Source organism: Paraburkholderia polaris, assembly GCF_012927345.1.
Lineage (GTDB): Bacteria > Pseudomonadota > Gammaproteobacteria > Burkholderiales > Burkholderiaceae > Paraburkholderia > Paraburkholderia polaris.
Window position 1 is genome coordinate 69335 of record NZ_JABBGJ010000006.1, and the last position, 14999, is coordinate 84333.

Consider the following 14999-nt stretch of genomic DNA (forward strand, 5'->3'; position numbering starts at 1 on the left):
TAGGTGAGGTCATTGAGCACGGCTATTAAGCGAGGCTATTAAGCGAGGCTGCTGAGCGAGGCTACTGCGCGCGGTGCTAGCGTTCAACACCTTCGGCCTGGCCGTCGATGAACGCATTCAGGGCATCGATAAACGCAGCTTCAGCGGCGCTCAGCTTGCGGTCCAGTGACCACAGCATGTAGATATCGAGGTCGGCCACACCTTCATCCGGCGGCAGCCGCTGAAGGCGGCCTTGAGCGATGTCATCGCGTACGACGTGTTCCGGCAGGCAGCCGATGCCAAAGCCCGCGAAGATGAAACGCCTCACCTCGGTCATGCTCGACGATGAGCCGACCACGCGCCCCGTGAAGCCCATCTCGTCACGGAAGAACGTGAGCGGCGACAGGTGATCGCCCACTTTGTCGCCGGTGAAGGAAACGAACTTCTCGCCGGCCAGGTCGGCGACCCGAAGATCGTCGCGCCCAAAGAGCGGATGATGCCGTCCGCAGAAAAGTGCATACCGTTGCCGCAGAAACACGCGGCTGTCGACCCGTTTAGGTAGTGCGCGCCGCGGCGTCAGTCCGAGCGTTGCGGATTTTTGCTGGAGACTGTTCACCACATCCGCGCTGCGCATTTCCTGGCTTTCGAGTTCGATACGCGGATACGTGCGATGGAACTCCGCGAGAAACGTGTCATAGGCCGGAAAATCGATGCCGCTGACAGTACTCACGCGCACCATGCCGGAGATATCGTGATCGCGATCCACCTCGGCAAGCGACAGACGCGAGATCGTGCCGTACACGTCTTCAGCAATCTGCTTCACTTCGATACCGGCCTGCGTGACCTCGATGCGCGGACCGTGGCGATCCACGAGGCGCAGTCCCAATTGCTCCTCCAGCCGGCGCAGCGCCTGGCTCACGGCGGGCTGCGTCAGATGCAGCTTCGTCGCCGCGCGACTCACACTACCTTCTTTCGCAATGGCGAGAAAAGTACGCAGCAGGTTCCAGTCGAGGCGGTCGTTCAGATAGGTGTCCGGGCGGTCTTTGCTCACGATGAGCCTCACTGTTTTCATCATCCGCGAAAATTATACTTAGGATTAGAATTAGAAATTAGACTTATCATTTTTGATTACCGATAAAGGCATCACGACGAACCCGACGCGGCCAGTACGCCGCGACTTCAGGAGTGTGTGATGCTAAAAATCAATGGTGAGCGGCTCTGGACGAGCCTGATGAACATGGCCGCTGTCGGCGCCACGGCCGGAGGCGGTGTGCGGCGCCTCGCACTGACCGAACAGGACGCGGCAGGTCGAGCGCTTTTCTCGCAGTGGTGCGTCGAGGCCGGGCTCACGTTGTCCGTCGATCAGGTGGGCAATCTCTTCGCCCGGCGCGCCGGCAAACGGGACGATGCCGCGCCCGTCGCAAGCGGAAGCCACCTTGACACCCAGCCCGAGGGCGGCCGCTTCGACGGGGTCTACGGCGTGCTCGCCGCGCTCGAAGTCGTCCGCACCTTGAACGATGCCGGCATTCAAACCGACAAGCCCATCGAAATCGTCGTGTGGACCAATGAGGAAGGCGCGCGCTTCACGCCAGCCATGCTCGGCTCGGCGGCCTTCACGGGCGTCATGCCGCTCGCGCAGGCGTTAAACACGCGCGACGCCGGAGGCACCTCAGTCGAACAGGCATTGCAAACAACCGGCTACGCCGGCACGCGCGCTGTGCCCGGCATCGTCTTCGACGCCTACTTCGAGGCGCATATCGAACAAGGGCCCGTGCTAGAGGAAAGCGGCGTGCCGATCGGCGTCGTCACGGGTGGCCAGGCGATTCGCTGGCTCGATGTGCACGTGCGCGGACAGGCAGCGCACGCGGGCACGACGCCGATGCAGTACCGCCGCGATGCTCTGTTCGCGAGCGCGGAAATGGCCGCGGAACTGGAGAGCATCGCGGCGGATTTCTTCCCGCAAGGCCTCGCCACTATTGGCGAGTTGCACATACGCAATGCATCGCGCAACACCATCGCCGCGGACCTGTCGTTCACAGTAGACCTGCGTCACCCTTACGACGCGCTGATCGACAACATGGAAGCGACGCTGCGCGAGCGCTTCGATGCGATTGCGAAGCGCCGTCGCCTCACGGTCGAGATTGGGCAGCATTGGGTCAGTCCGGCGACGCCGTTCGACCCGCACTGCATTGCTGCTGTCAGCAACGCTGTAGAGGCGCTGGACTATCCGCATCAACGCATCGTCAGCGGGGCCGGTCACGACGCGATCCACCTCGCCAAACATTGTCCGACCGCGATGATCTTTATTCCTTGCGTCGACGGTCTGAGCCATAACGAAGCCGAAGACGCTTTGCCGGAAGACGTTACGCGCGGCACGGACGTGCTGCTTCACGCGATGCTTGTGCGCGCGGGCCAGGCCGTATGAATGCCCATCAAACACCGCGCTCGCCAGGCATCCGGCGCACATGGCTCTTCGTACCCGGCAACCATTCCGAGGCCCACGCAGTCGCGCTGCAAAGCGGTGCGGATGCAATCGTCGCCGACCTCGAAGAGATGACTTCGCCGCAAGACCGGCCGCAGGCACGCGAGCGCATTGTCACGCTATTGCGCGAGGCGGCTCGCGCCGGCACGCTCGGCTCGGTACGGATCAACAAACTGGAGCACGACGGCCATGCCGATCTCGAAGGCGTCATGCCCGGTACCCCGCGGGCCATCTTTCTGCCGCATGCGGAGAGCGCGGCGCAACTGGCCGCGCTTGACGATGCGCTGGCCGTCATCGAGCGCAAGCTGGGCATTCCGGCGGGCTCGACGGAGGTGGTTCCCGTTATCGAATCCGCGAAGGGTCTGGTCAATCTGGGAACGCTACTTCAGGTGGGGGCACGAATAAAGTGCTGCATGCTCGCAGTCGAAGACCTGGCGGCGAATCTCGGCGCGCGCCGCACGCCCGGCGGTAACGAACTGCTTTACGCGCGCAGCCGTTTTCTGATCGAGTGCGTTGCCGCCGGCTGCGTGCCGGTTGATCTTCCTTGTACATACCGGTCGGCGCAGGTGCTTGTGCAGGACCTGGACATCTCCACACAACTCGGATTCGCCTCGAAAAGCGTCGTGTTTCCGGAACACGTGGTGGCGATTCACCGAGCACTGACGCCATCCGCGGAAGACGTGCAGGCAGCGCATGCGCTCATCGACGCGCACGCAGCACTGCAGGCGAGTCCGCCCTCTGCCGGATCGGCATGGATCGATTACCCGGAGCGCAATAACGCGCAACGGCTGATCGCGCGTGACGCGCTGCTCCGCGCCTTTGACGACAGCCGGAACGCATAGGCAGGGCGAGTGGCTGCCATTGGCGATTTTCTTCACCGTGGGTCGGGTACGGCCGCGTCGAGGAAGCCGGATCGCCGTTCCGTTCGGCCGTGTCGCTGATTGGAATCGTCAGGCTCGATCGTTATCGCAAGCGGATACGCGCCGAGGGATCTGCGGCGATGCTTGCCAATTAGGGCTGGTTGACATGGGTTGACTAGGCGGATCGCCGATAAGTGACATAATTCCTTCGCCGTTGCTTGCAACGCAACCACCACGTTCACGCCCCAAACAAGGAGATTCAAATGAGCAAGGGATATTGGGTTACCGCATACCGCGCGACGAAGGACCCGTCGAAGCTGGCAGCGTACGCACAACTGGCAGCACCCGCTGTGGCAGCCGCTAACGGCAAATTCATCGTGCGCGGATTAGCCGAAGAGGCTCGTGAGCAGGGCTTGAAGGAACGGACTGTCGTGATTGAGTTTCCGACCTACGAGCAGGCCGTTGCAGCGTACGAAAGCGATGCCTACAAGAAAGCGCTCGAAGCCCTGGGCGACGGCGTCGAGCGCGATCTGCGAATCGTTCGCGGCGCCGAATAACGTTGTCGATACGACGGGCGTGACCGGTGTAAAACGCGGCACGCCCGAGCAGACCAGACGGCAGAATCTCTGCCACGAATGGTCAGGTCGAGCGCCGCAAGCAGGGATTGCCTCGCTGCACGGTTGCCGCCACGCGCTTGACCTCGATCGGCTCAGCCGGCCGCCGCTGCCTGCACGAGCGCGCCAATACCGTCGAGCGCTTTCATCAACTCTGCAGGCGCGCCATGCCGCGCTTGTAGATAGCTCGTTGCGTTATACGAGAACCACACGCGGCCGTCGTCGTCCTGCCACACCAGCACCTTGAGCGGCAGATCAAGCGCCGCAGTCGGCACTGCTTGCATCAGCGGTGTCCCCGCCCGTGGATTACCGAACACAAGCAACTGTGACGGTTGCATCGCCAGCCCCGCACGTTGCGCATCCGCCGCGAAATTGATGCGGGCGAACAAGACAATGTTCTTCGCTTCGATCAACGATGCGAGTTTATCGGCGGCTTGCTCGACCGTACCTTGTGTGGGCACGGTGACGATGCCGTTATCGGCTGTGTGAGTGGACATGGATTTCTCCCGGTGCTGACGATTGTTGACAATAGACAAGTAGCCACGTTATGGTCAAAGAAGCCGACCGTCTGTTATCCCATCCTTTGTTCTAATCGCCGATCATGACAACGTCAACCACGTCTAGCGCCATCGAACTGCTGCAGCGGCATTCCCTTGCGACGCTAGTGCAGGAAATGCTCGAACGCAGCATCGTCTCGGGGGAATTCGCCCCGGGGGAGAAACTGAACGAAGTCGAAGTCTCCACGCGGTTGAACGTGTCTCGCGGGCCACTGCGCGAAGCGTTCCGCGCCCTGGAACAGGCAGGTCTGCTAAAAACAGAGAAAAACCGCGGTGTCACGGTGCGCGCGCTATCGCTGCGCGAGGCCGAAGAGATTTATGAAGTCCGGGCGATGCTGGACGAATCGGTCGCCCGCGCACTCGCCACTCGGATGACGCCCGAAACGCTTGCCACACTCAAAGGCATCATCACGTCAATGAAGGCCGCGAAGAAGGATCATGACCTCACGCGCTACACGGCACTGAACGTCCAGTTGCACGACGCAATGGTGACGGGCGTCGGCAACCAGCACCTGATCGAAACCTATCGGCATCTCGTTCGCCAGCTTGGCTTGCTGCGTCAGGCCGCAATCGAATCGGAAAAGAGCGCGCTGGCAACGTCGGTCACGGAACACGAGAAAATCGTCAACGCGCTCGCCAAGGGCGATGCGGAGAGCGCCGTCACGCTCGTGCGCGAACATGTCGCGCATGGTCTCGCGAGAATGCGGCGCGCCCACGAGCACTGGGCAGCGTCCGCTAACAGTACCCACAAAGACTGAGGCAAGCTGGACGGCTGCGCACGCGCACCACGCGCAGCGCTGCGGCTCCGCCCGTCTGCGGACCCGCAGCCGCGTCCTACGCTTTATCTGACTTCCCGGCAGCATTGGCGAGTTTGCTGAGCAATCGGTCGACGAGCCACGGCTGCCTATCTTCATCTTCCGCGCGCTCCTTGCGCCGAATCGCGTCGCGCACGGTAATCGAGCCCACGAAGCGGATCGGCTCGGGCGGGAAATAGCCCAACGGTCCGTTCGTCAACGGACTGCGCGTCCATTCATTGTCGAACTCGAGCAACAGCGAAGACAGGATCTGCCCGCCCATGTAGGTCGGTCCAACACCGTTCCCGGAATAGCCAAATCCATAGAGCACGTTCGGCGCGTCGTCGAGCCTGCCGAAAAACGGAAAGCCCGTGACCGACCGATCCGACGGACCGTTCCAGCTCGCCGTCACCGGCACGTCGCGCAACGCCGGGAAGAAATCGTGCAGGCTGCGCGTCAGATCGGCTTCATACGGCGAGCGTTGATCGAACACCGGCGCGATCCGGCCGCGCCACGCAAACGTATTGCCCCCCTTGCCGAGCATCAGCCGGCCGTCCGCCGTACTGCGATAGTAGTAAACGAAGATGCGCGAGTCGAGCACCGACACGCCATCTTTCAAGCCGATCTGCTGCAGCAACTCCGGGCATTTCTCGGTGACGATCATGTCGCTGGAGACGACTGCGAGCGTGCGTTCGAACTGCGGGAAGCGGCTCGCCATCCACGCATTGATCGCGAGCACCATTTTTGGCGCCGTGACACTGCCAGCAGGCGTACGCACGATCACGCGCTCGCCGGAGGTGAAGTCGAGCATCGGTGTGCGTTCGCAAATACGAATCCCCATTTCAATCGCGACACGCCGCAACCCGCGCACGAGCTTGCCTGGATGAACCGTTGCCGCAACCGGCGAATACACGCCGCCAAGATTGCGCGCCGAACCGGAACGGCTCGCCACTTCGTCCGGTGCGAGATGTTGATATGAATTGATGCCATGCTCACTCAGTGCGGCGATCACCGGGTCGAGCAGGCCGATTTGCGCGCGCGAGGTCGCGGTGTAAAGCGTGCCGTCGAGCCGGAGCTCGGCATCGACAGCGTGCTCGGCACAGAAGTCGCGAATCCGCCCAACCGCAGCTTCGGACGCTTTCACCAGCCGGATTGCTTCGGCCTCGCCAAACAGACGCCGCAGTGTGAAGAATTTCGTCGACCACGTCAGCAGGCAGCCACCGTTGCGGCCGCTTGCGCCCGCGCCGCACAAGTCGCTCTCGATGATCACGATGTCGAGATCGGGTTTCTTCTGCTTCGCCTGGATGGCGGTCCACAAACCGGTGAAACCACCACCGACGATGCAGACATCGGCTGTCGTCGCGCCTTGCAGTGCGGGCGCCAGTGAACCATCGGCAAAGAGTGCTTGTTCAATCCAGAACGGACGCATGAATTGCTCGCATTGATACAACGGTTTAACGCCACGCGGCGAAAAGAAAGACTTCTCGCCGCGCCTACGGAAAGAAGCCTTCGCACGTGGGCACGGTCAGCCCAACTCAGCCCAACTCAGGCCAACGCTTGCGCCGATACCCGCGTGATCCCCATCGCCTTCAGCGTATCGGCGATGGCGGCGACCGCACCCGGGATGCCGGATTCGCCGAAGTGTCCAATACAGCCGACACGGAAAGTTTCTACCTGGGTCAGCTTGCCCGGATACAGGATGTAGCCGCGCTTTTTCACTTCGGTGTAGAACGTCTTGAAGTCGTAGTTGGGATCGTCAGGCGCATGGAACGTGACGATGATCGGCGCCTGAATCGACGGGTCAAGAAAGGTTCGAAAACCGAGCGCGGCCATGCCCTCGATCAGCGCCCGGCAATTGCTGGCATAACGTGCGCCGCGCGCTTCCAGACCGCCCTCTTCCACGTATTGCGCGATCGCCTGATCGAGGGCCGCGACGACGTGGGTGGGCGGCGTAAAACGCCACTGCGTCGTGCGGTTCATGTAGACCCACTGATCGTACAGATCCATGGCAAGCGAGGGGCTGTTGCCCTCGCATTGCTCCAGCGTGCTGCGACGAATAATCACGAAGCCCATGCCGGGTACGCCCTCCAGACATTTCCCCGAGGCGGCCACGACGGCGTCGAATGGCGTTTCGCGCGCATCGATGTCGATTGCACCGAATGAGCTCATCGCGTCGATGATCAGACTGCGTCCATGCTTTGCGACAACCACGGCAATCTCATGCAGCGGATTGAGTACCCCCGCACCGGTTTCGCAATGCACGAGCGCGACGTGCGTGATGCCCGGATCGGCCGCTAGCGCGCGATCGACGTCAGCCGCTTTGACCTGCGTGTCTTCGGGATAGTCGAGGGTTTGATGACGGCGGCCAAGCGCCTTGCAAATCTTCGCGATGCGCTGGCAATACGCGCCGTTGTTCGGTATCAGTACATGTCCATCGCGCGGCACCAGCGTGCCGATCGCCGCTTCGACCGAGAACGTGCCGCTGCCTTGCAACGGTACGCATTCATGCGTGTCTTCGCCATGCACAATGCGCAGCGTCTGCTGGCGGACACGGGCGGTGATCTGATTGAAGTCCCCGTCCCACGATCCCCAGTCGCGCAACATCGCCTGACGCGTGCGGTCGGAGGTCGTGAGCGGACCGGGAGTGAGCAGAATGGGCTGGGCAGGCAGATTCACAGTAGCTCCTTAAAGGTCTTGATGAAGACTTGTTTCAGCCACGGCGCGAGGTGCGCCATGCCTGGGTTCTGCGCAATACGCCATGCGACACGCAGGCAAACAGCACGCAGGCGAATGCCGCCGTGACGAGCACCAGCGTGGCCATCGCTGCGGCCGGTCCAATCTGTCCGGCGTCGTCGAGATTGAGGATGGCGACGGAGGCCGGCTGCGTGTCGGGTGAATAGAGAAACGCAACCGCCGACACCGTCGTCATGCCGTTGACGAACAGATAACGCGCGATCTGCAGGATCGACGGCAGGCACACAGGCACGGTGACGCGCAAAAACGTCTTGTAGAAAGGCACTTTCAGCGAAGCCGAGACCGCTTCGAACTCGTTGTCGATCTGACGAAGCGCGGTGACCGCAGTCAAGTGGCTCGACGAGTAGTAGTGCACCACCGTGACGATCGCGAGCAGCGCGAGCGTGCCGTAAAGACCGTTCAATGGATTGGCGGGCGAGTTGAACAGAAAGATGTAGCTGATACCGAGCACAAGACCCGGCACGCCCATCGGCAAAATCGCGCACAGATTGATAAAACCGCGTAGCCAGCGCGGCCCGCGCGTTTTCTCGACGAGATACGCGCCGCCGAACACGATGATGGTGCCGCCGATCGCCACACAGGCGGCAATTTTCAGGCTGTTCTTGTACGCATCGAAAATTCCGGCGCCGATCAGTCCCATCTTGTAGTGCTGCAAGCCAAGGCTCATCTGATACGGCCAGAACTTCACGAACGAAGCAAACACCGAAATGCCGACCACCGCCAACAGCAGCAGGCAGACGAATCCGCAGTACCCGAGCATCGCCAAGTCGAAACCACGCGCGGGTTTCGGCTGATAAGGCGTCGAGCGCGCGCCGAGTTGCGATTGCTGCTTACGGCGAATGAAGAAGTCGACGGCGAACGCAACCAACGCCGGACAGAGCAGCAGTAGGCTAACCACGGCACTCCGGTTGAAGTCCTGCAAGCCGATGATGAGCTTATAGATGTCGGTGGAGAGCACCGAATAAGGTCCACCAATCACGACCGGTACACCGAAGTCGTTGATGCAAATCGTGAACGACACCATCGTCGCGCTGATCAGGCCATACTTCGCGCCCGGCAGCGTGATCGTGAAGAATTTGCGCGCGCGGCGTGTGCCCATCGCGTCGGCCGCTTCGTATAAGCGTCCGTCGGACAGCGACAGCGCCGTCACGAGAATCATCAGCACATGCGGAAACGCGGCGTAGACCAGACTGCACACGATGCCCGGCAGCCCATAGATCGAATGGCCGTGAAGCAAGGGCTTGAGGATGCCCGAGTTGCCGAACCAGTAGATAAACGACACCGCGGACAGCAGCGTCGGCGCGAGCAGCGGAAGCAGCGCAACCGTGCGGGCGGCGTTCTTCATCGGCATGCACGAGCGGGTCAGCGCGTACGCGAACGTAAATGCCATCGGAATCACGATCGCCGTCACGAGGCAGGCGACCGTGACCGAATGCAGTGTCGACGTCCACACGCCGGAATCCACCAGATAGCCGGTGAAATTGGCAAGTCCGACAAAGTGGCCATCCGCATCGACGAAGCATTTGCCGATGACCAAGGCGAGCGGCAACAGCAGAAACATGCCGAGAAACGCGGACATCAACACGAGGGCCAACTGCGCGATCCGGTCATGCCAATGGCTCTTCTGGCGCACTTCGGCGTGACCTTCCTCGCCGCTGCGGCGCTCGATCAGAACGGCGCTCATTGAAGTCGCTCCTTCGCGGCGGAGAAGACGCATACGTGTTCGCGGTTGATGGCCAGATTGAAGCGCGACCCCGGTTGCAGGCGGGTGCGATGCATCTCATGAAACGACAGATCGGCGACGACCTCCTGGTCGCCGAGCCCGTCCACCTTGAAGCTGACCCGGCAGAACGCGCCGAGAAATTCCAGTTTCTCGACTGAGGCGGACAGCAGGTTGTCCGCCTCGCTGCCCGGCGCGCTGAGGTGAATGTCTTCCGGGCGCACGAACGCCGACACTTTCGAACCCAGCACCGCACGCTCCGATCCACACCCGTAGCGCAGCGCGATGGAGCCCGCCTTGAGGCTGCCGTCGTGCGACACCTCAGCCGGAATCAGATTGACCTTGCCGATGAAATCGGCAACGAACGGCGACGCCGGCTCGCGATAGATTTCGTGGGGCGTACCGATCTGCTCGATCACGCCTTGATTCATCACCACGATCCGGTCGGCCATCGAAAGCGCTTCTTCCTGGTCGTGCGTCACCATGATCGTGGTCACGCCGAGGCGCTGCTGCAACTGGCGGATTTCCTGGCGCAGCCGCACCCGTACGCGCGCATCCAGCGCCGAAAGTGGTTCATCGAGCAAAAGCAGACCCGGTGAAGTGGCGAGCGCTCGCGCCAGCGCGATGCGCTGCTGCTGGCCACCCGACAGCTGGTTCGGATGCTTCTTCTGCGCATCCGGCAAGCCGACCAGCGCGAGCAGTTCGTTCACACGATCAGCGATTGCCGCGCGCTTCATCTTGCGATTCACAAGACCATAGGCCACGTTGTCGAAGATGGTCAGATTCGGGAACAGCGCGTACGACTGAAAGACGATGCCGTAATCGCGAAGCTGGGGCGGCAGCCGCGAAATGTCGCGGCCGTCCTGCATGATCTGGCCGCCACTCTGAGTTTCCAGTCCGGCAATGATGCGCAACAAAGTGGTCTTGCCACATCCCGACGGGCCGAGGAAGCAGAGCATCTCGCCCTTCTTCACGCCAAGATTGATGTCCTCCAGAACCGGCGTGTCGTTGAACCGCTTGTAGACCCGCTCTACGCTCAAATACGCTGTCATCTGCTCCTCCGCTTCCTTGCCCGCATGGCGGCGACGCACCGCCGCTGTGTCACCGCATCGTTCGGGGGCCGCGCAGCGCGCGCCCCAGCGCTCGTTAAGACCTGACTGAACCCGGCCTTACTTTTGCTCCTTGTTGCCGTAGCGCTTTTGCCAGTCCTCGAGAATCGCGTCGCGGTTCTTTGCTGACCACGTGAAATCGTTTTTCACGAGCAGTTCTGAATAGTTATCGGGGATGCCCGAGAGTTTCTTGGCGACGCCGGGGTACGCAACAATCGCCCACCATTGCGCGGTGATTTCATTGGCCTCCTTGCTCGCCATGAAGTCCGCGAGTTTTTTGGCCGCTTCCGGCTGCTTGGTCGTCTTCATGATGCCGGTCGCTTCCATGTCCCAGCCAAGCCCTTCTTTAGGGAAGATCAGGTCGATGGGAGCACCCTGCGCCTGCAACTCGTGGCCGCGGAATTCGAACGAGATACCGATCGGAAATTCGCCGGTGCCCGCCAGCGTGCAGGGCTTCGAGCCCGAGTGCACGTATTGCGCGACGTTCTTGTCCAGCGCGTCCATGTACTGCCAGCCCTTGTCCTTGCCGAACGTTTGCAGCCAGGACGTCACGTCCAGATAGCCGGTGCCGGACGACACCGGACTCGGCATCACGATCATGCCCTTATAGACAGGTTTGGTCAGGTCTTCCCACGACGTCGGCTTAGGCAGATGGCGCTTCTCCGCTTCGACGCGGTTGTAGCAAACCGTCGCGCCCCACACGTCCATGCCGACCCAGTGCGGCGGCGTGTTCGCGTCGCTGTACTTGCGCGTCAGACTGTCGAAGTCCTTCGGTGCGTAGGGCATCAGCATTCCCTGCAGATCGAGCAGCGTCAGGCTGGATGCCGCGAGCCCGAGCACCACGTCGGCACGCGGATTGTTCTTTTCGGCGAGCAGTTTGGCGGTGACCGCGCCCGTCGAATCGCGCACCCAGCGGATTTCGATATCCGGATTGGCCTTTTCGAACGCGTCCTTGTACGGCTTCATGGCTTCGTCTTCGAGCGCCGTATAGACGAGCAACTGCGTTTTTGCATACGCGAACTGGACTGCGCCGAGCGTGACGGTGGCGGCCACCAGACAACGCAACGCCAGCTTCAGACGACCTCTACAAGCTTTAAACCCCGACTTTTCCTTCATTTCCAGACCCCTTGAGAAAGTGGCGTCGCGGCCAGCGACGAAAACGACCGGTGCTACGGGACCACAGCGGGTTGCAACCCTCCTGACGAACTGCTTTCGATGATTCGAGAATGTTGTCTGTTGTTGACAATCTACAAAGCATCAATTTTAATGTCAAGTATTGCCTCACTTTGCCACATAACGCCACACCGTCATCACCCGACTTACCCTAGCCAAGAGGACTTGTCATGAGCGAAGCACCGGTTTCCATTGAAGTGAACGGCCGCAGCTACAACTGGATGCGCCGCCCCGTCGTCGTGGTCTGCGTGGACGGCTGCGCGTATGAATATCTGGAGATGGCGGCGGCGGCAGGAGTCGCGCCCTTTCTTGGCAAGCTGCTGCGTCCCGGCACCTCGCTCAAGGGCGAATGCGTGGTGCCGAGCTTCACGAACCCAAACAACCTGTCGATCGTGACAGGCGTGCCGCCCGCCGTGCACGGCATTAGCGGCAACTACTTTTTCGATCGCGACAGCGGCACCGAGGTGCTGATGAACGATCCGAAGTACCTGGTCGCCCCTACCGTGCTCGCCGGGTTCGCCGAACAGGGCGCGAGCGTTGCGGTGGTCACGGCAAAGGACAAACTGCGCCGGCTGCTCGGCAAGGGCCTGAAGGGCGTCTGCTTCTCGGCGGAGAAAGCCGACGAAGCCACGCTCGAGGAGAACGGCATCGACAATCTGCTCGAACTGGTCGGCAAGCCGGTGCCGAGCGTCTATAGCGCGGAGTTGTCGGAGTTCGTGTTCGCGGCCGGCGTGCGGCTGCTCGAAACCCGCGAGATCGACCTGATGTACCTGTCGACCACCGACTATGTGCAGCACAAGTGTGCCCCGGGCACCCCCGGCGCCAACGCGTTTTACCAAATGATGGACGGCTATCTGCAGCGCCTCGACGAGCTGGGTGCGATCGTCGCGGTCACCGCCGACCACGGGATGAATGCGAAGCACAACGAAGACGGCGAACCCAACGTGATCTATCTGCAGGAGCGCTTCGACGAGTGGCTCGGCGAGGACGCTGCCCGCGTGATCCTGCCGATCACGGATCCCTACGTCGTGCATCACGGGGCGCTCGGGTCGTTCGCGACGGTCTATCTCCCCGCCTCAGCCGACCTCGAAGCGATGCGCCGTCGGCTCGCCGCCGAGCCCGGCATCGAACTGGTGCTGACGGGTGCTGAAGGCTGCGCGCGTTTCGAACTTCCGCCTGCGCGCATGGGCGACCTCATCGTGATCTCAACGCGCGACGTGGTGCTCGGCACGCGGCGCATCAAGCACGATCTGTCCGGCCTCGACGTGCCGCTGCGCTCGCATGGTGGCCTTGCGGAACAGATCGTGCCGCTCCTGTTCAATCAGCCGGTCGCGAAATCGGTCGGCGAGCGGGCACGGTTGCGCAACTTCGACATCATCGATATCGCACTCAACCATCTTCAATGATCGGGGATCAGACATGAACGCTGTTGCTGAAATGAAGGCTCAATTGCAAGTGCGTCATGAAGCGCTGCGCATTGGCGGCGAAAAAATCTTTCGCGACGAAGTGATCGAAGTGCGCAACCCTTACGACGGCACGCTCGTCGGCACCGTGCCGAAAGCGACACTCGAGGACGTGCGCCGCGCGTTCGAGTTCGCGCGCGCGTATCGTCCAGCGCTGACCCGCTATGAGCGCGCCGCGATCCTGCGTCGCGCGGCCGACGCAGTGCGCGCACGCACCGAAGAAATCGCCGCTGTCATCACGGCGGAAGCCGGCTTGTGCAAGAAGGATTCGATCTACGAAGCCGGCCGCGTCGCGGACGTGCTGGTTTTCGGCGCCGGCGAAGTGCTGAAGGATGATGGTCAGATTTTCTCGTGTGACCTCACGCCTCACGGCAAGAAACGGCGCGTCTATACGCAACGGGATCCGCTGCTGGGGGTGATCTCCGCGATTACGCCGTTCAACCATCCGATGAACCAGGTCGCGCACAAAATCGTGCCGTCGATTGCAACGAACAATCGCATCGTCGTGAAACCGTCGGAGAAAGTGCCGCTGTCATGCTATCTGCTTGCCGACATTCTCTATGAGGCAGGCTTGCCGGTGCAGATGCTTCAGGTGTTGACGGGCGACCCGAGCGTGATTGCCGACGAGCTGATCACGAACCCCGCCATCGATCTCATCACCTTCACCGGTGGCGTCTCGATCGGCAAATCGATCGCCTCGCGGATGGGCTACCGGCGCGCCGTGCTCGAACTCGGAGGAAACGATCCGATCATCGTCATGGAAGACGCCGATCTCGACGAAGCCAGTTCGCTCGCCGTGTCGGGCTCGTACAAGAATTCGGGCCAGCGTTGCACAGCGATCAAACGCATGCTGGTACACGAGTCGGTCGCCGACCGCTTCACGGATCTCGTCGTCGAAAAGACACGTGCCTGGAAGTATGGCAATCCGGCGGATAGTTCAGTCGATATGGGAACGGTGATCGACGAAGCTGCCGCGCAGTTCTGCGAACGCCAGGTCAACGACGCCTTGTCGCGCGGCGCCCGTCTGCTTGCGGGCAACGTCCGCGAGGGCGCGCTTTACTCGCCGACGGTTGTCGACCGTGTCACGCCCGACATGCCGCTCGTCAAGTACGAGACGTTCGGACCGGTGTCGCCGATCATGCGCTTTGCCAACATCGACGAAGCGATCCGCATGTCGAACTGCACGGACTACGCGTTGTCATCGTCGGTTTGCACGAACCGCTTTGACTACATCACGCGGTTCATCACCGAACTGGAAGTGGGCAGCGTGAATGTGCGCGAAGTGCCTGGGTATCGGCTCGAACTCACGCCGTTCGGTGGCGTGAAGGACTCGGGACTCGGCTACAAGGAAGGGGTGCAGGAGGCCATGAAGAGCTTTACCAATACGAAGACTTATTCGCTGCCGTGGTGAGTGCGATGTGAGGAAGAAAAGCGCTGACCGGCGCCACGGCTGAGGAAGATATCTCCTCTCCGGGCGCCGGCCATCAACCTGCC

Annotated in this window: 13 protein-coding genes; 6 read left to right on the plus strand and 7 right to left on the minus strand. The window is 61.5% G+C overall.

Going from position 1 to position 14999, the window contains the following annotated elements:
• Positions 1–76 precede the first annotated feature (76 nt).
• Positions 77–1030, minus strand: coding sequence for a LysR family transcriptional regulator (locus HHL24_RS06975; RefSeq protein ID WP_329606593.1), 954 nt, complete (start codon positions 1028–1030; stop codon positions 77–79).
• A gap of 141 nt (positions 1031–1171) precedes the next feature.
• On the opposite strand from HHL24_RS06975, the gene HHL24_RS06980 reads away from it, so the two are divergent.
• From HHL24_RS06980 to HHL24_RS06990, 3 genes are all read left to right on the plus strand, one after another.
• Complete coding sequence (locus tag HHL24_RS06980) at positions 1172–2404, plus strand: Zn-dependent hydrolase (protein WP_169484771.1); 1233 nt, start codon at positions 1172–1174, stop codon at positions 2402–2404.
• A complete protein-coding gene (locus HHL24_RS06985; RefSeq protein WP_169484772.1) occupies positions 2401–3303 on the plus strand; it encodes an HpcH/HpaI aldolase/citrate lyase family protein in 903 nt (300 codons plus the stop codon). The genes HHL24_RS06980 and HHL24_RS06985 overlap by 4 nt, the downstream gene beginning before the upstream one ends.
• 281 nt (positions 3304–3584) lie before the next feature.
• The gene (locus HHL24_RS06990; RefSeq protein ID WP_169484773.1) at positions 3585–3878 is read left to right on the plus strand and encodes a DUF1330 domain-containing protein; all 294 of its coding nucleotides are present in this window, start codon (positions 3585–3587) and stop codon (positions 3876–3878) included.
• A gap of 152 nt (positions 3879–4030) precedes the next feature.
• On the opposite strand, the gene HHL24_RS06995 is transcribed toward HHL24_RS06990, so the two are convergent.
• A complete protein-coding gene (locus tag HHL24_RS06995) occupies positions 4031–4432 on the minus strand; it encodes a DUF302 domain-containing protein (protein ID WP_169484774.1) in 402 nt (133 codons plus the stop codon).
• 104 nt (positions 4433–4536) lie between these two features.
• On the opposite strand from HHL24_RS06995, the gene HHL24_RS07000 reads away from it, so the two are divergent.
• Positions 4537–5250 carry a phosphonate utilization associated transcriptional regulator gene (locus HHL24_RS07000; RefSeq protein ID WP_169484775.1) on the plus strand — a complete coding sequence of 238 codons (714 nt, stop codon included), beginning with the start codon at positions 4537–4539 and terminating at the stop codon, positions 5248–5250.
• A 76-nt stretch (positions 5251–5326) separates the two neighbouring features.
• Here HHL24_RS07000 and HHL24_RS07005 read toward each other — a convergent pair whose 3' ends face one another.
• The 5 genes from HHL24_RS07005 to HHL24_RS07025 all read right to left on the minus strand — a co-directional run bounded on the left by HHL24_RS07005 (position 5327) and on the right by HHL24_RS07025 (position 11985).
• Positions 5327–6715, minus strand: coding sequence for an FAD-dependent oxidoreductase (locus tag HHL24_RS07005; protein ID WP_169484776.1), 1389 nt, complete (start codon positions 6713–6715; stop codon positions 5327–5329).
• 116 nt (positions 6716–6831) lie between these two features.
• Positions 6832–7962, minus strand: coding sequence for a 2-aminoethylphosphonate--pyruvate transaminase (locus HHL24_RS07010; protein WP_169484777.1), 1131 nt, complete (start codon positions 7960–7962; stop codon positions 6832–6834).
• 34 nt (positions 7963–7996) lie between these two features.
• Positions 7997–9724, minus strand: a complete 1728-nt coding sequence (locus HHL24_RS07015) for a putative 2-aminoethylphosphonate ABC transporter permease subunit (RefSeq protein ID WP_169484778.1) — start codon at positions 9722–9724, stop codon at positions 7997–7999.
• Complete coding sequence (locus HHL24_RS07020) at positions 9721–10812, minus strand: putative 2-aminoethylphosphonate ABC transporter ATP-binding protein (protein WP_169484779.1); 1092 nt, start codon at positions 10810–10812, stop codon at positions 9721–9723. Before HHL24_RS07020 ends, HHL24_RS07015 begins: the two co-directional genes overlap by 4 nt.
• 117 nt (positions 10813–10929) lie before the next feature.
• Complete coding sequence (locus tag HHL24_RS07025; protein ID WP_169484780.1) at positions 10930–11985, minus strand: putative 2-aminoethylphosphonate ABC transporter substrate-binding protein; 1056 nt, start codon at positions 11983–11985, stop codon at positions 10930–10932.
• Positions 11986–12212: 227 nt separating this feature from the next.
• On the opposite strand from HHL24_RS07025, the gene phnA reads away from it, so the two are divergent.
• Entirely contained in the window at positions 12213–13448 is a 1236-nt protein-coding gene (phnA, locus tag HHL24_RS07030) for a phosphonoacetate hydrolase (RefSeq protein WP_169484781.1), read from the plus strand.
• A gap of 13 nt (positions 13449–13461) precedes the next feature.
• On the plus strand, positions 13462–14916 hold the full coding sequence (gene phnY, locus HHL24_RS07035) for a phosphonoacetaldehyde dehydrogenase (RefSeq protein ID WP_169484782.1): 1455 nt from the start codon (positions 13462–13464) through the stop codon (positions 14914–14916).
• Positions 14917–14999 lie beyond the last annotated feature (83 nt).